Annotated in this window: 22 protein-coding genes; all 22 read left to right on the plus strand. The window is 49.5% G+C overall.

The genetic code is table 11. From position 1 onward, the window contains the following. Positions 1–26 precede the first annotated feature (26 nt). Positions 27–1,706, plus strand: coding sequence for a biosynthetic-type acetolactate synthase large subunit (gene ilvB, locus HMPREF9473_RS04270; RefSeq protein ID WP_006778837.1), 1,680 nt, complete (start codon positions 27–29; stop codon positions 1,704–1,706). Between the two features lie 47 nt (positions 1,707–1,753). Continuing rightward, positions 1,754–2,839 (plus strand): 3-phosphoserine/phosphohydroxythreonine transaminase, encoded by a 1,086-nt coding sequence (gene serC, locus HMPREF9473_RS04275; RefSeq protein ID WP_006778838.1) that lies wholly within the window; start codon positions 1,754–1,756, stop codon positions 2,837–2,839. After that, positions 2,836–3,999 carry a phosphoglycerate dehydrogenase gene (locus HMPREF9473_RS04280; RefSeq protein WP_006778839.1) on the plus strand — a complete coding sequence of 388 codons (1,164 nt, stop codon included), beginning with the start codon at positions 2,836–2,838 and terminating at the stop codon, positions 3,997–3,999. Before serC ends, HMPREF9473_RS04280 begins: the two co-directional genes overlap by 4 nt. A gap of 97 nt (positions 4,000–4,096) precedes the next feature. Then, on the plus strand, positions 4,097–5,335 hold the full coding sequence (locus HMPREF9473_RS04285) for a DUF1015 domain-containing protein (protein WP_006778840.1): 1,239 nt from the start codon (positions 4,097–4,099) through the stop codon (positions 5,333–5,335). Between the two features lie 152 nt (positions 5,336–5,487). Beyond that, positions 5,488–6,681: a GntR family transcriptional regulator gene (locus HMPREF9473_RS04290; RefSeq protein WP_138669882.1), complete on the plus strand. Its 1,194-nt coding sequence runs from the start codon at positions 5,488–5,490 to the stop codon at positions 6,679–6,681. Then, entirely contained in the window at positions 6,671–7,570 is a 900-nt protein-coding gene (locus HMPREF9473_RS04295) for a dihydrodipicolinate synthase family protein (protein WP_006778842.1), read from the plus strand. The genes HMPREF9473_RS04290 and HMPREF9473_RS04295 overlap by 11 nt, the downstream gene beginning before the upstream one ends. Before the next feature lie 77 nt (positions 7,571–7,647). Then, a complete protein-coding gene (locus HMPREF9473_RS04300) occupies positions 7,648–8,742 on the plus strand; it encodes a sialidase family protein (protein ID WP_006778843.1) in 1,095 nt (364 codons plus the stop codon). Then, positions 8,739–9,356 (plus strand): YesL family protein, encoded by a 618-nt coding sequence (locus tag HMPREF9473_RS04305; protein WP_006778844.1) that lies wholly within the window; start codon positions 8,739–8,741, stop codon positions 9,354–9,356. Before HMPREF9473_RS04300 ends, HMPREF9473_RS04305 begins: the two co-directional genes overlap by 4 nt. 34 nt (positions 9,357–9,390) lie before the next feature. Next, positions 9,391–10,782 carry an ABC transporter substrate-binding protein gene (locus HMPREF9473_RS04310; protein WP_006778845.1) on the plus strand — a complete coding sequence of 464 codons (1,392 nt, stop codon included), beginning with the start codon at positions 9,391–9,393 and terminating at the stop codon, positions 10,780–10,782. A gap of 45 nt (positions 10,783–10,827) precedes the next feature. Beyond that, a complete protein-coding gene (locus HMPREF9473_RS04315) occupies positions 10,828–11,736 on the plus strand; it encodes a carbohydrate ABC transporter permease (protein WP_006778846.1) in 909 nt (302 codons plus the stop codon). Between the two features lie 12 nt (positions 11,737–11,748). After that, on the plus strand, positions 11,749–12,630 hold the full coding sequence (locus tag HMPREF9473_RS04320; protein WP_006778847.1) for a carbohydrate ABC transporter permease: 882 nt from the start codon (positions 11,749–11,751) through the stop codon (positions 12,628–12,630). Between the two features lie 52 nt (positions 12,631–12,682). Then, positions 12,683–13,405, plus strand: coding sequence for a glycerophosphodiester phosphodiesterase (locus HMPREF9473_RS04325; protein WP_006778848.1), 723 nt, complete (start codon positions 12,683–12,685; stop codon positions 13,403–13,405). A 324-nt stretch (positions 13,406–13,729) separates the two neighbouring features. Next, positions 13,730–14,137 (plus strand): type II toxin-antitoxin system RelE/ParE family toxin, encoded by a 408-nt coding sequence (locus tag HMPREF9473_RS04330; protein WP_242830773.1) that lies wholly within the window; start codon positions 13,730–13,732, stop codon positions 14,135–14,137. Then, positions 14,124–14,462, plus strand: a complete 339-nt coding sequence (locus HMPREF9473_RS04335; protein ID WP_006778850.1) for a helix-turn-helix domain-containing protein — start codon at positions 14,124–14,126, stop codon at positions 14,460–14,462. The genes HMPREF9473_RS04330 and HMPREF9473_RS04335 overlap by 14 nt, the downstream gene beginning before the upstream one ends. Before the next feature lie 240 nt (positions 14,463–14,702). Continuing rightward, a complete protein-coding gene (locus HMPREF9473_RS04340; RefSeq protein ID WP_034858749.1) occupies positions 14,703–14,885 on the plus strand; it encodes a type II toxin-antitoxin system HicA family toxin in 183 nt (60 codons plus the stop codon). Between the two features lie 48 nt (positions 14,886–14,933). Beyond that, positions 14,934–15,386, plus strand: a complete 453-nt coding sequence (locus HMPREF9473_RS04345) for a type II toxin-antitoxin system HicB family antitoxin (protein ID WP_006778851.1) — start codon at positions 14,934–14,936, stop codon at positions 15,384–15,386. Between the two features lie 242 nt (positions 15,387–15,628). Beyond that, positions 15,629–16,090, plus strand: a complete 462-nt coding sequence (locus HMPREF9473_RS04350) for a hypothetical protein (RefSeq protein WP_187388688.1) — start codon at positions 15,629–15,631, stop codon at positions 16,088–16,090. A 211-nt stretch (positions 16,091–16,301) separates the two neighbouring features. Then, positions 16,302–17,615: an ABC transporter substrate-binding protein gene (locus HMPREF9473_RS04355; protein WP_187388689.1), complete on the plus strand. Its 1,314-nt coding sequence runs from the start codon at positions 16,302–16,304 to the stop codon at positions 17,613–17,615. A 33-nt stretch (positions 17,616–17,648) separates the two neighbouring features. Continuing rightward, entirely contained in the window at positions 17,649–18,542 is an 894-nt protein-coding gene (locus HMPREF9473_RS04360) for a carbohydrate ABC transporter permease (protein WP_006778854.1), read from the plus strand. Further along, positions 18,532–19,389, plus strand: coding sequence for a carbohydrate ABC transporter permease (locus HMPREF9473_RS04365; protein ID WP_207636781.1), 858 nt, complete (start codon positions 18,532–18,534; stop codon positions 19,387–19,389). Before HMPREF9473_RS04360 ends, HMPREF9473_RS04365 begins: the two co-directional genes overlap by 11 nt. 38 nt (positions 19,390–19,427) lie before the next feature. Then, positions 19,428–20,543 carry a glycoside hydrolase family 172 protein gene (locus tag HMPREF9473_RS04370; RefSeq protein WP_006778856.1) on the plus strand — a complete coding sequence of 372 codons (1,116 nt, stop codon included), beginning with the start codon at positions 19,428–19,430 and terminating at the stop codon, positions 20,541–20,543. Between the two features lie 16 nt (positions 20,544–20,559). Next, on the plus strand, positions 20,560–22,038 hold the full coding sequence (locus HMPREF9473_RS04375; protein WP_006778857.1) for a glycoside hydrolase family 32 protein: 1,479 nt from the start codon (positions 20,560–20,562) through the stop codon (positions 22,036–22,038). Positions 22,039–22,040 lie beyond the last annotated feature (2 nt).

Consider the following 22,040-nt stretch of genomic DNA (forward strand, 5'->3'; position numbering starts at 1 on the left):
ATAGAAGATAAGAAGGAGAATGGTAGATGAAGACAATCACAGGAGCAGAAATTGTGATAGAGTGCTTAAAAGAGCAGGGAGTTGACACCGTATTTGGCTATCCGGGTGGAACAATCCTGAATATCTATGACGCACTGTATAAACATCAGGATGAGATTACCCACATCCTGACCTCCCATGAGCAGGGGGCGGCTCATGCGGCGGACGGTTATGCCAGAGCCACGGGAAAAGTGGGCGTATGTATGGCAACCTCAGGCCCCGGGGCCACTAACCTGGTGACCGGCATTGCCACGGCCTATATGGATTCCGTGCCTATGGTAGCCATCACCTGCAACGTGGCGGTGAGTCTGCTTGGCAAGGACAGTTTCCAGGAGGTTGATATCACCGGCGTGACCATGCCGATTACCAAATATAATTTTATTGTAAAGGATATCAGCCGTCTGGCTTATGTGCTTAGAAGAGCGTTCACCATCGCAAAGTCAGGGCGGCCGGGACCGGTTCTCGTGGATATCACGAAGGACGTGACGGCCAATACATACGAGTACGAATACATGGCGCCGGAGGAGGTGGAGCGTCAGACCGACACCATCACGGAGGAGGACATGGAAAATGCGCTGGCGCTGATTCGCAAGTCCAAGAAGCCATTTATCTTCGTGGGCGGCGGCGCGGTGATTGCCGACGCGGCTGACGAGGTGAGAGCATTTGCCCACAAGATTCAGGCGCCGGTGGCGGATAGTCTGATGGGCAAGGGAGCCTTTGACGGCACGGATGAACTGTACACCGGCATGGTGGGCATGCACGGGACGAAGACCTCCAACTTTGGATTTACGGAGTGCGACCTGCTGATTGTGGTGGGCGCCCGGTTCAGCGACCGTGTGACGGGAAATGCGTCCAAATTTGCAAAGAATGCCAAGATTCTCCAGTTGGATGTGGACCCGGCGGAGATTAACAAGAATATCAAGACCACGGCCAGCGTGGTGGGGGATGTGAAGGTGATTCTGCGGAAGTTGAACGCCAGACTGGACCCGATTAACCATGACGAGTGGATTGCCCATATTGAGCGGATGAAGGATATGTATCCGCTGCGGTATGACAAGAATACTTTGACGGGACCTGGGATTATTGAGACGATTTACGAGCTGACACAGGGGGATGCCATCATTACCACGGAAGTGGGACAGCACCAGATGTGGGCGGCCCAGTTCTATAAGTATAAGGCGCCGAGGACCTTTTTGACCTCCGGCGGTCTGGGAACTATGGGTTATGGCCTGGGGGCATCCATCGGGGCGAAGATGGGCTGCAAGGACAAGACTGTGTTCAATATCGCCGGTGACGGCTGTTTCCGGATGAACATGAATGAGATTGCCACGGCAACCCGCTACAATATTCCCATCATCCAGGTGGTGGTGAACAACCATGTGCTGGGGATGGTGCGGCAGTGGCAGACCTTGTTCTACGGGAAACGTTACTCTCATACAGTGTTAAATGACCAGGTGGATTTTGTGAAGCTGGCGGAGGCCATGGGAGCCAAGGCCTATCTTGTCACCAGGAAAGAGGATTTAAAGCCGGTGCTTGAGGAAGCCATGGGACTGAATATCCCGGTGGTGATTGAGTGCCAGATTCAGTGTGACGACAAGGTATTCCCGATGGTATCGCCGGGAGCGCCGATTCAGGATGTATTTGATGATACGGATTTAAAGATATAATTCGTTCTTCACCAGATAAATTAAGATTAGGAAAGAGAGGAAAGGTTATGAGTAGAGTGTATAATTTCTCAGCAGGTCCGGCTGTTCTGCCGGAAGAGGTGCTGAAAGAAGCTGCGGATGAGATGCTGGATTACAGAGGCACCGGAATGTCGGTGATGGAGATGTCACATCGCTCAAAAGCGTATGAAACCATTATTAACGAAGCAGAAGCGGACTTAAGAGACCTGATGGGAATTCCTGATAACTACAAGGTGCTTTTCCTTCAGGGCGGCGCGTCACAGCAGTTCGCCATGATTCCTATGAATCTGATGAAGAACAAGGTGGCCGACTACATTATCACCGGACAGTGGGCGAAGAAGGCCTACCAGGAAGCACAGCTTTACGGCAAGGCCAACGCCATTGCATCCAGCGCGGATAAGACCTTCAGCTACATACCGGACTGCTCTGACCTGCCCATATCCGAGGATGCGGACTATGTTTATATCTGTGAGAACAATACCATTTACGGCACCAAGTTCAAAGAGCTTCCCAACACCAAGGGGAAAACCCTGGTGGCGGACGTGTCCTCCTGCTTCCTGTCCGAGCCGGTGGATGTGACGAAATACGGCATTATCTATGGCGGTGTGCAGAAGAATATCGGACCGGCCGGCGTGGTGATTGTGATTATCCGTGAGGATTTGATTACGGAGGATGTGCTTCCGGGTACGCCTACCATGCTGCGCTACAAGACGCATGCGGACAACAAGTCGCTTTATAATACTCCGCCTGCCTACGGCATTTACATCTGCGGAAAGGTGTTCAAATGGCTGAAGAACCGGGGCGGTCTGGCGGCGATGAAGGAGTACAATGAGAAGAAGGCGGCGATTCTCTATGATTTCCTGGATTCCAGCGAGATGTTCAAGGGCACCGTGGAGAAGAAGGACCGCTCTCTCATGAATGTTCCGTTTGTGACAGGTGACGAGGAGTTGGACGCCCTGTTTGTGAAAGAGGCGAAGGCGGCCGGATTTGAGAATCTGAAGGGACACAGAACCGTTGGCGGAATGCGGGCCAGCATTTACAACGCCATGCCAATCGAGGGCGTGGAGAAGCTGGTGGCATTTATGAAAGAGTTTGAGGAGGCGCACAAGGCATGAAAAAAATCTTTTGTTTAAACGCGATTTCGAAGTTTGGTACCGATATGCTGACGGAGGATTATCAGCTGGTTGACGAGATGAAGGATGCGGACGGCGTGCTGGTGAGAAGCGCCGCCATGCATGAGATGGAATTTCCGGAGAGCTTGAAGGCGATTGCCCGTGCCGGCGCCGGCGTGAACAATATACCGCTGGATGAGTGCGCCAAGAAGGGCATTGTGGTATTCAATACGCCGGGCGCCAATGCCAACGGCGTGAAGGAGCTGGTGATTGCCGGCATGCTGCTGGCTTCCCGTGATGTGGTTGGAGGCATTGAGTGGTGCCAGAGCATCAAGGAGGACCCGAACATTGCTAAGGCGGTGGAGAAGGGCAAGAAGGCCTTTGCAGGATGTGAGATTAAGGGAAAGAAGCTGGGCGTGATTGGTCTTGGCGCTATCGGCGCGGAGGTGGCCAACGCGGCGGCGTCTCTGGGGATGGAAGTTTACGGATATGACCCGTTTATCTCCGTCAACGGAGCCTGGGGACTTTCCAGAAATGTGAAGCATATCACTTCTGTGGATACCATTTATCAGGAGTGCGACTATATTACGGTTCATGTGCCGTTGCTTGACACGACCAGAGGCATGATTAACAAGACCACGATTGACCAGATGAAGAAGGGCGTTGTGGTGCTGAATTTTGCCAGAGACCTTCTGGTAAATGATGACGATATGGCTGTGGCTCTCAATGAGGGCAAGGTACATAAATATGTAACGGATTTCCCAAATCCCAAGTCTGCCAATATGGCGGGGGCGATTGTGATTCCCCACCTGGGGGCATCTACGGAGGAGTCCGAGGATAACTGTGCCATGATGGCGGTACAGGAGATGATGGATTATCTGGAGAACGGCAATATCAAGAATTCCGTGAACTATCCAAACTGCAGTATGGGCGTGTGTCATGCGGCCAGCCGTGTGGCAGTGCTTCATATGAACGTGCCGAACATGATTGGACAGATTACGGGGACGGTGGCCTCCGGAAATGTAAACATTTCCGACATGACCAACAAGAGCCGTGACCAGTATGCCTACACCATGCTTGATTTGGAGAAGCCGGCCGGGGATGAGATTATCGGGAAGCTGAAAGCGATTGACGGAGTGCTGGGAGTCCGGGTGATTCAGTAGTGAGAACTGGATATTGAGAGCGTAATAAGTGCAAGGGGGTGCCTAAGGCGTGATTATTCTGCCTTAGGCATTTCTGAGTGGAAAGAGGAGAAATATTATGGCAGTTGTGAGACCATTTCGCTGTGTGAGGCCGGACGTGAGTACGGCGTCGCTGGTGGCGGCTCTTCCCTATGATGTGTATAACAGGAAGGAAGCCTGCGAGGCGGTGGCGGGGAAGCCACTGTCGTTTTTAAATATTGACCGGGCGGAGACCCAGTTTCCGGAGGATGTGGACACCTACGATGATAAGGTGTATGAGAAGGCGGCGGAGCTGCTGGAACTGCGGATTGCGGACGGGACGTTTGTGTCGGACGCCAAGGAGTGCTATTATATCTATCAGCTGACGATGGACGGGAGAAGCCAGACCGGGATTGTGGCGTGCAGTTCCATTGACGACTATCAGAACGGAATTGTAAAGAAGCATGAGAACACGAGAGAGGACAAGGAACTGGACCGGATTCGCCATGTGGATACCACCAACGCCCATACGGGCCCCATCTTCCTGGCTTACCGGGGAAATGAGGCGCTGGCCCGGCTGGTGGAGTATGTGACGGCGGGGACGCCTCTCTATGATTTTGTGGCGGATGATGGCGTGGGACACCGGGTATGGAGAGTCGGCGACGACGAGACGATCAGGCAGATGGAAGCGGCGTTTTTGGAGATTCCGGCTACCTATATCGCGGACGGCCATCACCGGGCGGCTTCTGCGGTGAAGGTGGGCTTGAGACGGAGAGCGGAGAATCCGGATTATACGGGGGATGAGGAGTTTAATTATTTCCTGTCCGTGCTGTTCCCGGATGACCAGCTGATGATTATGCCCTACAACCGGGTGGTGACGGATTTGAACGGGCTGGGGGAAGAGGAATTCCTGGCGGCCGTGGAAGAAATCTTTGAGGTGGAATTTGTGGGAGACCGGGCGGTGGCCCCGGACAGGAAGGGGACCTTCGGAATGTATCTGGGCGGCGGCTGGTACCGGCTGACCGCAAAACCGGAGAGGATGAGCGATGACCCGGTGGACGGGCTGGATGTGTCGGTCCTCCAGAATGATCTGCTGTCCCCAGTGCTGGGGATTGGAGACCCGAGGACGGATAAGAGGATTGATTTTATCGGAGGAATCCGGGGACTGAAAGAGCTGGAGCGGAGAGTGGCCGCCGATATGATGGTGGCGTTTTCCATGTACCCGACCTCCATTGAGGAATTGTTCCGGGTGGCGGACGCGGGAAGGCTGATGCCCCCGAAGTCTACTTGGTTTGAGCCGAAATTAAGAAGTGGACTTTTTATACACAAATTAAGTTAAAACAAGAAAAAGTGCGGAATTCCCGCTGCCGGATGGCGGCATGGAGTTCCGCACTTTTTTCTGCCTAAATTGTGCGCAACAAAGGTTGATCCTGCCCAATTTTACCTGAAAGCTGCCTGATTAATCTGACAAATATTGACAATTTGCCCGATTTGTACAATAATGACCCTATCAATCCACGAAAGCTGACCGGTCGGCTGGAGAGAGGAGGAAGTATTATCAGATATCTGGAAATCAAGCAAATGCTGAAAGAGAAGATAGAAACCCTGCCGCCTGACGCGAAGCTGGACGGCCGTCCGAATCTGTGCAGGGAACTGGATACCACCAGAACCACCCTGGATAAGGCCATGGCGGAGCTGGTCTATGAGGGGCTTTTGTACTCCGTCAAGGGCAGCGGAACCTACGTGGCCGGCGTCAGAAACGGCGTGGAGGTGGCGGTGAAGGAGAAGCTGGAAAACTGGGGCATCATCGTCCCCAACGTGATGGACAGAATCTATTACAGTCTGGTCCGCGGCGTTGAAAACGAGGCCCAGAAGGACGATGTGAATATCATCCTCTGCAATTCCGACGGCAAGGCTGGGAAGCAGGAGCAGTACATTAAGCGTCTGATTGCATCCGGGGTGACCGGTTTCATCATCGTGCCGGTGATTGCCAGGGGAATTCAGGAGAATTATGAGCTGTACAGCCAGCTGCTGGAAGCGAAGATTCCGTTTGTGTTCTGCAACCGGAGCGTGGAGGGAATCTCCGCACCGGTGGTCACATCCAACGACTACTATGGCGCCTACATTGCCACCAGGCATCTGATTGCCAGGGGCTACCGCCACATCGCCTTTGTGGCCAGGGAAAAATATAAGACAAGCATTGACCGCTGCCAGGGCTATCTATCGGCCCTTATCGAGAACGGGCTGGAGGTGGAGCGGAAACTGATCTCCATCGAGGAGAAGGAAAAAGGGGAGCTTTACGGATACAACACGATGAAGCGCCTGCTGGTGGAACAGCCACAGCTGGATGCCGTCTTCTGTTTTAACGACAGGATTGCCCAGGGCGTGTGCCAGGCCATAAAGGAGGCGGGCAGGCAGGTCTCCGACGACATCGGCATTATCGGCTATGACGACACGGAGCTCTGCATGGAAATGGAGCCGAAGCTGTCAACCGTCTCCTACAAGAGCATTGAGATTGGGGAGAAGGCGGCCCGGATTCTCAGGAAAATGATCAATCAGGAGCCGTTGTCCGACTTTGAGTTTTATCTGTTCCAGCCCAATATTGTGGAGAGGGACAGCTGTCTGGGAAAGAAGAGGGAGTCAACGGAAATAAGCAGGAAAGATGAGATAGGGAATGAAGAATAAAGAGAGATACAGAGGAATTATTCCTCCCATCGTCACACCCTTAAAGGAGGACGAAACTCTTGATGAGCAGGCTCTTCGACGGTTAATCCGCCACTGCATCGACGGGGGAGTGACTGGCGTCTTCGTCAATGGAACTTCGGGCGAGGCCATGAGGGTGACGGAGGACGTATGGGAAGCGGCGGCCAGGGTGGCGCTGGAGGAAGGAAAGGGGAAAATCGACGTGTTCTGCGGAGCCATTGATTCCTCCACCGCAAGGGCCATCGAGAAGGTGAAAAAGATTGAGGCCATGGGGGGAACCCTGGCGGTCTGTACGCCGGCATTTTACATCAAGAACTTTGGGCAGGAGGAGATTGTAGAGCACTATGAGAGAATCTGCAATGCCAGTGGGATTGATATCGCGGTGTACAACATTCCGGATACCACCCATGTCAACATTCTGCCGGCCACCATCGCACGGCTGGCAGAGCTGGATAAAATTGTGATGTACAAGGACAGCTGCGCGGACTGGCAGCAGCTTCAGGAAACGCTGATGCTGCTGGAGGAGAGAGATATCAGTGTGTTGAACGGGGCGGAGGAGCTGTGCTTTGTCAGCATGCTGTGCGGGGCCCAGGGTTGTATCCCGGGGCTGGCCAATTTCTTCCCGGAGCTGTTTGTGGAGCTTGGACGGCTGTGCCAGGAGCAGAAGGTGCGTCAGGGGATGGAGCTTCAGAAGAGGATTAACGGAGTTCGAAAATGCCTGGCCCAGGGCCCGTCCTGGATGGCGGTGATGAAATATCTGCTGGAGGTCTGCGGGATTGGGGAGGCCTATGTGTCGGCCCCTCTGGCTGGAATGACGAAGGAGCAGAAGGAGACGGTGATGGCCACGCTGAAAGGTCAGGGCGTGGTGTGAGATAAAACCGGAAAAGCGTCATGGAAGTGTATCTGAGATGGCTTTGACGGAGAGGACAGACAGGAGGGCATTGCATCGTGGAACTGATTCACGTGGAGACAACCCCGGAGGCCGCATTTACCGTGGAGAGTTTTGGTATCGGGCCTTATATGGAATACCGGATACCGGGCATTATCGTGACGGAAAAGGGGACGATTATCTGCTGTTACGAGGGGCGGATGGATACCCACAATGACTGGGCGCAGATAGATATCGTGGTGTGTCGGAGCAGTGATGGCGGGGAGCATTTTGCGAGGCAGGTGATCGCTTCTACCGACGAAGCGGCGGACGATTCCGGAAAACGGGAGCCGGTGACATGGAACAATCCGGTGCTTATCCGGGACGGGGAGCTGGTTCACCTGGTGTTTCACCGGAATTATGAGACGGTTTACCACTGTGTCAGCCGTGACGACGGAATGACATTTTCGGAGCCGGTGGAGATCACGGCGGCGTTTCGGGAATTTCCATGGGAGTGGAATGTGTGCGCATCTGGCCCTGGCCATGGACTGGTGATGAAGCGGGGGCGGCTGGTGATTCCCATCTGGCTGGCCTGTGGGAAAGCACTGGATGAAATGGGCAGGAAGAAGGCCCACCAGCCGTCGACAGCCGGAGTTATTTACAGCGATGACAGGGGAGAGACCTGGCATGCCGGGTCGCTGGTGGACGGAATCGTCAGCGCCAATGAGACGGCGGCGGTGGAGAGAAGCGACGGGACTGTCCTGTTTAATTTCCGCAATAAGGAACCGGACGGGTGCCGGGCATTTGGAATCTCCCGGGACGGCGTCGGAGAATTTGAGAGGATTTGGAGGGAGCCGGGACTTCCCGACCCGGAGTGTTTTGGCAGCATGGCGCGGCTGGATGAGGGGAGAATCGGGTTTGTCAACTGTGCCAACAGGGAGAGGAACCATCCGCTTGGAGAGCGGCTCTTCCTGACCGTTTCCGTCAGCGGGGACGACGGGGAGAGTTGGAAGCCGTCCGTGCTGGTGGATACTTACGGCGGCTACGCGGATATGGCGGTGGATGGAGACCGGCTGTATGTGTTTTATGAGCAGTCGACGTGGAATGAGAAACTTAAGAGAGTCAACCACCTGATGTTAAAACGGTTCAGGCTGGAAAGGCGGGAGGATTTATGAATAGCAAGGTCAACGGACTGTTTAATCCGGAGAACCGGTTCTGGATGTTTATGGAGAAACTGATGAACCTCTGTGTCATCATTCTCCTCTGGCTGGTGTGCTCGCTCCCGGTTATCACCGTGGGGGCGGCGACGACGGCATTGTTCAGTTATACGCTAAAGCTGACCCACGATGAGGAAGGGTATGTGGTGCGGACGTTTCTGCGGGGATTTCGGAGAAACTTTGTCAGGTCCACGGTTCTGTGGCTGGGAGCGCTGGCGGTGGGCGGGATTCTTGTCCTGGATTTGTATTACTGCCAGTTTTTAACGGTTCCGGTTATGGTGCGGATGGGACTTCGAATCGCGATTGGCAGTCTGATGATTTTAGAGCTGCTGACAGTGATTTACCTGTTTCCGTTGACGGCGTATTTTAAAATCGGTTTGAGGCAGACCGTTGTCCATTCGTTTATTATGGCGGTGGGGAATCTGGGGGTATCGGTGATGATTCTCCTGATCTGCGCCGTGGGGGCGGCGCTTGGCTGGTTTTACTCCTCGTTTTTCCTGGTATGGATTTCGCTGGCAGTCTATCTGGTGTCATTCTGCCTGCGGTTTGTATTGGAACGGTATTTACAATGATAAACATTTAACGAATAGAAGGGAGAAGTTATTGATGAAAAAAACAATCGTGTTAGTATTGGCGGCGGCCCTTGTGGCGCAGACAGTGACGGGATGCAGCGGCGGAGGTTCCACCGGAAAGGCGGGAGGCGCCGGGACATCGGCAGCGGAGACCACCACGGCGGCTGCGGCTGCGTCGACAGCGGCCGGTGAGACGACAAAGGCGGAGGATATGGCCTCCAAATATGAGGTGACGGAGCCGATTACCATCGAGTGGTGGCACACGCTGGAGGAGCAGTATTCGGATACGGTGAATGAGATTGTGGATGGGTTTAACAAATCCCAGGATATGATAACCGTGGTGCCGCAGTATGCGGGAAACGCGACCAAGATTAACGAGGATTTGGTGGCGGCTAACGCGGCAGGAACCGGACTTCCGGCCATCACCGTAGCCAACACGTCCTATGTGACGGATTACGGCGCGGGCGGACTGATGGAGGATTTGACTCCTTATATCGAGGCCACGGGATATGACACGACGGACTTTGGAGATGGTATGATTGAGGCTTCCAAGTATGACGGAAAGCTGGTTTCCCTGCCATTTTTAATCTCCACACAGATTATGTTCTACAACAAGGATATGGCGAAGGAGATGAACATCACCATTCCGGAGAAATGGGAGGACATGGACGCATTTTTAGAGAAGGCCACGAAGAAAAATGCGGACGGCACGACTGACGTATACGGAACCGTGATTGCAGGCTGGGACCAGTGGTATTTTGAGACATTCTACCTGAATCAGGGCGTGAAGATCATCAACGATGACCAGCTCACCACGGACCTCGGAGACGAGAAAGCGGTGGCTATCGCGGAGAAGATTAAGGAGTGGACGGACAACCAGTATATCGGCTGGGCGGCAGGCACGGACGCGGCCTCCAATATGAGACAGCAGTTTATCGGCGGGAAAACATTTTCCATCGTCCATACAAGCTCTGTGTATAATACTTATGTAAACCAGTGCGACTTTGAGGTGGGCATGGCATGGCTGCCGGGCGGCGAGACGAAGAACCAGGAAATCGGTGGCGTTGTGGTGATGATTCCCTCGAAGAATGACCAGGCGACCAAGAACGCGGCATGGCAGTTTATGCAGTACCTGTGCAGCAAGGACGTGAACATGCAGTGGGCGACGGGAACCGGCTATATGCCTACCAGAAAATCAGTGCTGAACACGGATGAGGGCAAGGCGTTCCTGGAAATGAAGCCGGCATTCCAGGCAATCTTTGACAACCTGGATTTGATTAAGCCGAGAATTGTACATAAGAACTGGAACCAGCTGGCCACTATCTGGAAAAACTCCATGGCGGAAGTCATCGGGGAAGGCGGAGATGTGAAGAAGGCCATGGAACAGATGGCGGAAGAAATCAATGAAGTGTTGGGCGATTCGTAAAACACGGGCTTCTCTCGGAGAAGCCTGTGAGGCAGGGGGTATTCTATGAAGGGAAAGAATGGTCTGAATCCAAGGAAGGTGTCAGCGTTTAAGGATTTTTGCTGTGTGCTGCCGGTTTTGATTTTTCTTGCGGTGTTTACGTATTATCCCATCGTGGAGCTGTTCCGTATCAGTTTCACGGACTGGAACCTGTTGAATGACAGGTGGCAGTATGTGGGAATCAAGAACTGGAAATGGCTGTTTGGGGGCTCGGGGACAAAATATCTCTGGAACTCGCTGCGGGTGACATTTTTATATTCTCTGGGGGAGCTTTCCATCACTCTGGTGGGCGGGATGATATTTGCCCTGATTTTTAACCGCATGACGAAGGGATTTTCCATCATGAGAGCGATTGTGTTCATGCCCAAGTATGTGGCCATGTCCTCGGCGGCAGTTGTATTTTTGTGGATTCTGAATACGGACCACGGAATTTTGAATTACTTTCTGTCTGTGTTTGGGTTTGGGAGAGTGGATTGGCTGAACAACCGCAGCACGGCGCTGTTTTCGGTGCTGCTGCTGACGGGGTGGCGGTGTATCGGTTACGGAATGATGGTGTATTTGTCGGCCATGATGGGGATTCCGACGGACTACTATGAGGCGGCGTCCCTGGACGGAGCCAGCGCGGTGCAGCGGTTCTTTCAGATTACGCTGCCCATGCTGTCGCCTACCACGCTGTTTCTGTTTGTGACTACCTTCCTGGCGTCTATGAAGGTATTTCAGTCGATTGATATTTTGACGCAGGGAGGACCTTACCGCTCGACGGAAGTGTTTGTCTACAACATTTACCGGTATGCCATGGTGGATTTCAGGATGGACAGAGCTTCCACGGTAGCCATTTTCTTCTTTATCATCCTGTTGGTGATAACGGTGGCTACGATGAAGATATCAAACGGGAAGGTTAATTACGACTCATAAGGGGGGACTGACATGGGCAGGCATACGTTTTCTGAGAAAAACGCGAGAAATGAATCGGCAAAACGGAAGAGAAGGATTGTGGCGGCGTGGCAGTGGGGGCTGGCGGTTGTGGTCCTGATTATCATTGTGTTTCCGATTTACTGGATGTTAATTTCTTCCGTGAAATCGCAGGAGGAAATTCTTTTGACGGTGCCGACGCTGTGGCCGAAGGAATTTCATTTTGAAAATTATTTAAACGTCTTGCGCCGGGGGAATTTTACCAGGTATTATTTTAATACGGCGGTGATGACGGCGGGGATTTTGTTCTGTCAGGTGGTGACCGGAGTGTTTGCCGGATATGGATTTTCCAAGGGGAAATTTAAGGGGCAGGGGCTTTGCTTTATCATCGTGCTGGGGGCGCTGATGATTCCGCTTCAGGTGACCTTTATCCCGATTTATATTATGATGGCCAATTGGGGGATGTCGGATTCTTTTGCGGGACTGATTCTGCCGGAGGCGGTGTCGCCCTACTATATTTTTATGCTGCGGCAGACGTTTATGTCCATTGACGACAGCTATATCGAGGCGGCCAGAATGGACGGGCTGGGGAGAATCGGGATTATCACGAGAGTGCTGGCGCCGATGTGCAAGTCCACGCTGTTTACGGTGACGCTGGTGACATTTACCAACGGGTGGAATGCGTACTTCTGGCCGAAGATTATTGCCAAGGGGGAAAAGCGGCGGGTGCTGACCGTGGGCCTGGCTTATCTTAAAAATACCTTTGGCGGGCAGGAGACGATGAATAACCATGAGATTATGGCCGGGGCCGTGATGGCGGTGATTCCGGTGATTATCCTGTTCTTTATCTTCCAGAAATATATGCTGACCGGGTATTCTAAGGCGGCGATGAAGTAGAGGCGGGGAATGGACCGTCGAGTGGCGGATATTTTATAGGGAGAATGATGGGATGAAGATTTATGGACACAGAGGGTACAGTGGGAAATATCCGGAGAATACCATGCTGGCGTTTCGGAAGGCTGCGGAGGCGGGATGCGACGGGATTGAGCTGGATGTGCAGCTGACGAAGGATGGGAAACTGGTGGTGATTCACGACGAGACTGTCGAGCGGACTACGGATGGGGCCGGGTTTGTGCGGGATTATACCTACGAGGAACTGGCCCGGTTTGACGCCGGGGTGATCAAGGACGGGGCCTTCGGGTTCCAGCGGATTCCGCTGTTTGAGGAGTACTGCGCCTGGGCGGCAGGGGAAGCGCTGGTCACCAATATTGAGATTAAGTCCAATGTGTTTTATTATGAGGGAGTTGAGGAGAAAACCGTTGATATGGTCCGGGAGTTCGGGCTTGCGAAACGGGTGGTGATATCCTCGTTTAACCATATGTCGCTGGTTCGTGTGAAGCAGCTGGATGCGGAGATAAAAACTGGCGCCCTGGTAAGCCAGACGGTGATTGGGAATATTGGGTATTACTGCCAGCAGTTCGGGATACCGTACTATCATCCGAATGTGAAGATTTTGACGAAGGAGATAGCGGAGGAATGCCGGATGAGAGGGATTGGGATAAATGCCTGGACGGTGAATGATGTGGAGACCCTGGAGCGGATGCGGGAGTGGGGTTGCGATGGGGTGATTACGAATGAGGTGGAGATGTGTAGGGGTGAGATAGAAAGTTAGATGGGAATGAAAGAGGAAGGCCCGTTGAATCATCTGAGGTTGTGGGGTGATTTGGCGGGCTTTTTGGGAAGCGTGAGCAGAGGATGGAGATAAAATTTTGCTGGCATTATGAAACAAAATATGCTATCCTAAAAATGCAGGCGATGGTGGAACTCCATTGAAAGGCGATTTATCAATTCAGATATCATAGAATTATTCTTTTTATCAGGTATCATAGTATTTCAATAATTACCCAAATGTTTTTTAGTAAAGATGAAGATTATAAAAAGAGTTCCTTCTATCCGTATCTGCAAAACGAATGATAACTTTAAAGTATTGACATCGATGATAACTTTGAAGTATCATATGAATGGAGGAAAAGATTTGCACGAGATTATTTTTTATCGCGACAGCAAAGGCAGGGAACCAGTTTTGAATTATTTGAGGGAATTAAGTGGACGTCATGATAAAGACAGCCGAATCAAATTAAACAAGATTAGTGATTACATACAGGCATTAAGTATGTATGGTTGTCAATTGAATGAAAACTATGTGAAGCATTTAGAGGGCGAAATATGGGAATTGCGTCCGATGAAAAACCGGATTTTATTCGCCGGAATTGTTGGTGGACGGTATGTTCTGCTTCATCAGTTTCAAAAACGGACACGAAAGACGCCTGCTAGAGAGATAGAAAAGGCAAAACGGGAACTGGCAGATTTTAAGAAAAGGAGCGGTTTTTATGAAGGAATTTAGTTCGGTTGGTACCTCATGGGAAGAGGCACGGAAAGAACTGCTTACCCCTGAGGAGATTGCGGAAAGCGATTTAAGGGTAGCGCTGATTGGTGAAATTATGAAGATAAGACAGGAGCAGGGAATATCACAAAGACAATTGGAGAAGAAAAGTGGGGTGAAGCAGCCAGTGATTGCAAGAATGGAACATGGCACGACTATTCCTAGTTTAAGTACGGTGCTCAAGGTGCTGGTGGCTCTGGGGAAAACACTTTACATTGGAGATTTGGATACTAAAAATGCAGCCGGAAAGACGGTTCTTGGAGAAAAACCATATAAAAATAAGTGATGGTTTATCTTGTAATTTCTTCCGTTTGCTACTGGGAGATGAGCAATCATTAGAAAAATAGCGCACGAAAGAGCGCATTGCGGAAACCCTTGGAATTAAGGGATAATAAAAAGAATAAAAGGGACCTGAAAGCTGTATTTGGGCGGAAGGGTTCCTTTTTGTTTGTACTCATATAATACGTATTGAAAAAGCACGTGTTATATGTTACTCTAACAAAAGGGAGAATTCTATAAAATGCCAATGAAGCCGAAAGAGTTGGAGAGAATGATTCTTGCAGATGGCTGGAAATATAAATCACAGGAGGGTTCTCACAGGTATTACATACATCCCGTTAAACCTGGGAAGGTTACAATCCCGTTTCATGGAAAGACATTGCCAATAGGAACGGAATATGCAATCTTGAAGCAGGCAGGTTTAAGATAATATTGTTGATTGGGGATGAAGTAAATGAAATTAGAGGAGGAGATTGAGATGTTGTCTGCATATCCTGCGTGTTTTTTGAAAGAGGAGAATGGTTACTCGGTTATTTTCCCGGATTTGAATTATCTGGCGACCTGTGGGGAAACGTTGGAAGAGGCACTGGCCATGGCGGTCGACTGCCTGGCCGGGTATCTGTATATGAGCGAAATGGATAGGGATGTGGTACCGCCACCTTCTGAGATGGGGGCTATCAGTTTGTCTGGAATTTGCAAGGAATTGGGTGTTGAGGATGGGGAAGGATTTGTAAATTTGGTTACGGTAAATGTGTCGGAGTATGCAAAGAATCATTTTGAGAAATCAGTGAAAAAGACATTGACGATACCTGCATGGCTGAATACGGCGGCGTTGAAGAAGAATATTAATTTTTCGCAGGTATTACAGGAAGCATTGAAAGAAAAGCTGGCTACTGGAAAGGCGGATGGGCGTTATGGGAAGAGACTTTGAAGAGTTTGAACTTTATAAGCGTTTTTTCTCTCAATTTAATATTGTTGTATGAATACGGTGTAACCATTTTAAAAATTGTTGGAATTTTTTTGCATCTGTGCCATACTATTTTCGATACACAACTTAAAATAATTGTGTTCTGAAAGTTGGTGGCCAAGTGGACAAAAAGAAAATAGTGAAAAAGATAATAAATGATGTGGGCGGAATAGCCAAGACTTCTGAATTTGTTTAATTTTCAGAATTTGACGGGAGTGCATTCATTGCTTAGTCCACAATGTTTTTTTGATAAATATTATAACGGAACCTTGGAAGAGGTCGATTTTAATTTTGTTAAGAAGGGACAGGATGAAAAATCGGTAAAAGGTACTGTACGACGAAAAATCAAAATATTGCCGGATATGATGGAACTTTTCAAAAGCGGTTTGCAGGCAGAAGAAAATTTCGAAAAGAATAAGGTGTTTTGTTCATTTGCAGCAGATGGCAGTTGTACATTGGGATTTTCTGAATCGGAAAAAGTAAGACTAAAATCGTTAATAAAAGGAAATGAATTGAATAACCCAAAAGCAGTAGAGTTGGTTTTGAGAAAAGAAGCAGGAGCAGCATATTTTGATGTGATTATAGTGGGAGATGAGGTATCATTAGAAAAATACAGAAATCGAATTGAAAGTATGCTGGCGGATAAAATGTCATATAAAAATTCATAAGAGTAGAAGGAACCTGAAAGCTGTGTTTTAGCAGAAGGGTTCCTTTTTGCATGTTCGGGTTTTGCGGTAGACTTTTTAATTAAATTATCAAACGTTTGACAATTATAGACCCATGTGATACAATTAAAATTATCAAACGTTTGACAATTTGAAAAATCCGGAAACTATTGGTAAAAGCGAAAGGGGTAGGGCAATGAAGAAAAATGGGAAGATGACAGCAGTAATCCTGGCGGCAGTATTGGTGGCAGCAACAGCCGGCTGTTCTAGGAACCAATCGGGGGAAGGCGGAAACGTCGGCACGGAGGCTTTGAAAACTTCCGGTGAAAGACAACTGAATGTACTGGTGGAGGCTGGGTCTCCGGCTTTTGATGTGGCAGAACAGACAGCAGTGGAATTTGAAGAACAGACAGGAATCAAAGTGAATATCGATGCGGTACCTTATTCAGGAATGTATGATAAACTTGCGGCGGAGGTGACTAGTCAGGCAGGTTTGTATGATGTGGCCTGTGTAGATACCGTATGGATGGCAGGTCTTAAGAATGGTCTGCTGCCACTCGATGATATTGTCACGGACGAGATGAAACTCGATTTTCCGGAGACGCTGGTGACTGACGGCACTCTTGACGGAACCTTGTACGGACTTCCGGCATGGGCCAATGGCAAGGTATTGCTTTACCGGACCGATTTGTTTGAGGACAATACAGAGAAAGAGAATTTTAAGGCAAAATACGGATATGAGCTGAAGGTGCCGGGTACCTGGCAGGAATATCTGGATGTAGCAGAGTTTTTTACCAGAGATAACGACAAGGATGGAACAATAGACATGTATGGAACCAGTCTGTCGGCCAAAACCGGAGGTGATACGGTTATATCTTTCCTGGAAATGGCGGTTCAGGCTGGCGGAACGCCGTTGGTACTGGACAGCGAACAACAGGTCATGGTGAATCAGCAGGCCTATGTGGATGCATTGAATCACATGAAAGCTCTGTATGATGCCCAATGTGTTCCGGCGGGAATTTTTGAAATGGCGGCAGCCGACCACGTGAAAATGTTTAGTGAAGGAAAATTGGCTATGGCGCCTGTATGGTGTGCCATGTATACCAATGCCGTCGATAAAGACAGTTCCCAAGTCGCCGCCCAGACTGGCGTAGCGGTTATGCCGGCGGGACCGGAGGGAGTTGGAATCGTTCCGGCGCCATTCTATCATGTGATTATGAAAGGTTCTGGCCAACAGGATGTAGCTGCGGAATATTTGAAATTTATTAACGACAAAAACTCATTGTATATCAACCGCGGCATGGCAGGAAGGACCAGTGTGCTGGAACATGAGAAAGATGCACATCCCCAGTTAAAAGTACTTCTGGATTCCATGCAGTCACCGCTTTCAGAGGGAAGGCCGAAAGTGGTACAGTGGAATGAGATAGAGAGCGCAATCAATGTGGTGATACAGAATGTATTAAAAGGACAGCAGACTCCTGAGGATGCCTTAGATGCATTAAAGTCGGAAATTGAAGAGATGTTTTAAACCTGGTCTGTTTAAACCGGATAGGAGGCTGCCATGTTTCACTTAAGAAAAGAACAAAAGAAAATGCTGCTGATACTGCCGGCATTTATCATATTTCTGCTGTTTTATTTTTACCCGCTGGGAAAACTTCTGGTCGATAGTTTTTATAGTTTTGATATTTCCAGCCTGACAAGAGAGCGTTTTGTCGGGCTGGGGAATTATACAAAGGTTCTGTCTTCAGGCAAATTTTACAGTGCAGTCTGGAACACAATCAGATACATTCTGTGTACTATCTCTGTGGAATTTGTGCTTGGTTTTCTGGTGGCGCTTATATTAAACCGGGGATTTAAAGGAAGCGGCATTATCAGAACGCTGTTTCTGGTTCCGTTAATGCTGGCGCCAATTGTTTCAGGACTTATCTGGAAATTTATGCTCAGTTCCCAGTTTGGTATTTTCAATCAGATTTTATGTGATTTGGGGCTGATTGTATCTCCCGAACAGATTTTATGGCTTTCAGATGGCCGGTTTGCCTTTTTAGCCTGTTGTTTTGCTCACATCTGGCTGGTGACTCCATTTTTTATCATTACACTTTTAGCCGGATTGAAGGGTATTGACCAGTCTCTTTATGAGGCGGCGACGATTGATGGTGCCAGCCGCAGACAGAGTTTCCGTTACATAACTATTCCGGAACTGAAACCTGTGATTTCTGTTGCCTTGCTGCTGAAAATACTGGATGCAGCCAGAAGTTTTGACGCAATCTGGGTATTGACGGAAGGCGGTCCCGCTTCTGCTACGGAGACGCTCAGCATTTATCTCTACAAGACTCACATGCGGTTTCACAAAATTGGAGATGCAAGCGCCATGGCATTTTTGTTTATCATCATCCTGCTGGGGATTGCATTCTGTTTTACAAAACAGCTGATGCCGGATGACCAACATGAAAGGTAGATTGTTTATGAGTGCAAAGAAGAAGGACAGGCTGTTGACTGCGGCAGGGGCAATTGTCTGTTTGATTATCCTTATGTTTTTCCTGTTTCCTTATGTGTACCTGGTTTTATCTTCATTTAAACCGCCTCATGAGGTGGTCACAACTTCCCCGTCCATGCTGCCGAGCAGATGGACGGTTGAGAATTACCAAATAGCGTTTTCGCAAATGCCTGTGGGTAGATATTTTGGGAATAGTGTGATTGCCAGCGTAGCAAGTACGGCATTGGCCGTATTTATCGGCTCGCTGGCGGCGTATGGCTGTTCCAGGCTTAACAGCACGAAACTGGCAACAGGATGTCTGCTGATTACCCTGGCTATGCGGCTGATACCCATGATTAGTGTGGCGATACCCATGTTTGGCATTTCCATTCAATGGGGAGTGTATGATACACTGCCATTTTTAATCATGTTTTATACGGCATTTCAGCTGCCCTTCATTATCTGGATGATGAGCAGTTATTTTAAAGGTGTGCCGGAGGAACTGGAGGAGGCGGCCCAGATTGACGGTTGTGGTCTGGTTCGTTCGTTTGTGTCAATCATATTGCCAGTTTCCAAACCGGGAATAGCAACGACTACGATTTTATCGTTTCTACTTCCTTGGAATGATTTTATGTTTGCGCTGTTTACGACCAGCAGAAATGCCAAAACATTACCGGTAGGGCTTTCTGAATTTGTGACGTCCTACGATATTAATCTAGCGCCTATGACAGCCATTGCCACATTTTTCAGTATACCGATTATTATTATGACATTTTATTTGCAGAAGTATATTGTCAGCGGTATGACTTTAGGAGCGGTAAAGGGGTAGGGGCAGCCTGATGAAACTAGAGTGAGAAAGGAGAAGTTATGAATCGATTATGGATGCCAAGCAGTCCACTGGGCGGTCTGCCGATTTTAAAGGATGCGGTCTCTAAGAGAGAGTCCAGTTATGATAAAACTGGGGGGAACAGAGATTATTGGGTTCTGGAGAAGGGAGAAACCGCCACAGTCATGGATGTGGAGGGCTGTGGCTGTATTAAGCATATCTGGCTGACGGCTATGTGTGGTGACAAATATTTTTTAAGAAAGATACTGCTTGAAATGTATTGGGACGGGGAGAAAACGCCGAGTGTCTGTGTGCCTTTGGGGGACTTCTTTGGAGTGGGGCATGGCTATTGTAAACATTATACGTCCTTGCCTATGAACATGGTATTCGCGAAAGACCGCCGTGGGCCGAAGGGAACCGTGTGTGCGGCGATGAACTGCTATTTTCCGATGCCGTTTGGGAAAAAGGCGGTTATTAAGATAAAAAATGAATCGGATGCCTGTGTGGAAAATCTGTTTTTTATGATTGACTATGAAATGTATCAGGAAGAACTGCCGGATTATTATGGCCGTTTTCACGCTCAGTTCCGACACGAAAATCCATGCAGAAAGATAGAGTATCCAAAGTCCGTGGAAAAACCGTCGGCAGGAGACCTTCCCGGGTTTAATCTGGATGGAAAAGAAAATTATGTGATTCTGGATGCAAAGGGAAAGGGCCATTATGTAGGCTGTGTCTTAAGCATCGATAATATCGATGCGACAAATCAGGAATATACCTGGCCGGGAGAGGGGGATGACATGATTTTCATAGATGGGGAAATTTGGCCTCCGTCACTGCATGGTACTGGGACAGAAGATTATTTTGGGGCGGCATGGGGATATCCCAGCGATGAATATGCAGGACCATATCACGGAATCACACTGCTCAATGACAGATATGAATATTATGGCAAGAGTACGGCTTACAGATGGCATATTGAGGACCCGGTACATTTTCAAAAGTCAATTCTTGTGACAATTGAGCACGGCCATGCGAATGGCCAGGGCAACGAATATTCCAGTGTCGGATATTGGTATCAACAGGAACCACACGCCCAATTTCCACCCATGGAATCTGCTAAAGAGCGATGCGCGCGGAGTATTCCGCTGAATATATAGGAAGGAATTAGAGCAGATGGGAAGATTGGTAAATAGCAGGGACTGTACGGGCGCGGAAGCCAGAGAATGCTTGAGAAGGAACTGGGAGACGGCAAAAGCGGACCGGGCCAGACCCAGATTCCATTTTTGTCCGATGTCCGGATGGATGAATGATCCAAATGGAGGAATCTTTGTGGATGGAGAGTACCATTTTTTCTATCTTCAGGACCCTTTTGACGCATGTGGAATCTCGGCTGCTGAACTGCCGGACGGAACGGTTGTGGAGGGGGCGGAAAAGCCAAACCGGTTTTGGGCACATGCCAGAACCGGAGACTTTATCCACTGGGATTATCTGCCGGAAACTCTGGTACCGGACCGTGACAGGGGGGAGATAAAGCCCATATCCGGAAGTGTACTGGAACGAAAGGATGGAAGTTATTTGATGGCATTTACTTCTGTCAGGGAGGATGGAAGCTATTGTCAGTGGGGGGCGGAAGCCGATAAGGGATTAGAGCGGTGGACGAGGCTTGATAAACCGCTGGCGGACCCGCCGGATGCGTTTGAAATCTCTGGAGATTGGAGAGACCCATATCTTTTTCTATGGGATGAAACTGGTTATATGGTTGTGGGGGCGGTCTCCGGGGGAGAGGCGCTTTTACTTCTCTATGAAGCGGAAGATGAGAGTCTTCTTCATTGGCAGTACAAGGGGATTTTTCTGTCAAGACCTGTTGAGCAGGTCGCATTTTTTGAGTGCCCGAAGGTCCTGAAGATGGGGGATAAAATGGTACTGTTGTTTTCACCGTATAAACAGATGGAATACTATGCAGGTGAGTTTGAGCCTCTGGAAGGAAGATTCCTGGTTCAACAGACAGGGAAGATTGATTATGGAGTGGTTGCGTATGCGTCTGTGGATGTTGAAGATGAATGGGAGAATACATATCTGCTGTCTTGGGCTCCTGGATGGTTTAATAGAAAGGGAATCTCTTTTTCTGCCTGGAATGGCTGTGTGGCAACACCCAGAAAGGTTTGGCTGGATTCGAAAGGCTGTCTGCGTCAGGTGCCTTGCGAATCCATGGAACTGTTGCGGGGTAAAACACTTTTTCAATGGGAGGAACAACAGTCAGTGGCGCTTGGAAGCATAGAGGTCAGTGGCCTTCCACTTCAGTTTGAATTCTCCATTAAGATAAAAGAAAAACCGAAAGAAGGATGGCATCTAAGTTTTTCTGATTCTTCAACGGGAGAGGTTCTTCAGATATTGAGCTGTCAGGGGGAGAGTGTTCTTATTGACGGGGAAGATATCTTTATGCAGGATGGGGTGATGGAGCTTCATGGTTTCGTGGATGGATTTTTGTGGGAATATTTTATTGGCTCCGGGGAAGCGGTTATGACGTCGGGAATCAGCCGGGTTCCTGAGACAGTGGACATGAAGCTGGAAGGGGGCCAGGAATTATACAGAATCATGAATGTCACCATATGGAAAATTATGGATGCAAAATTTTGTGATTGCATGTTATAATT

The organism is Hungatella hathewayi WAL-18680 (assembly GCF_000235505.1).
Classification (GTDB): domain Bacteria; phylum Bacillota; class Clostridia; order Lachnospirales; family Lachnospiraceae; genus Hungatella_A; species Hungatella_A hathewayi_A.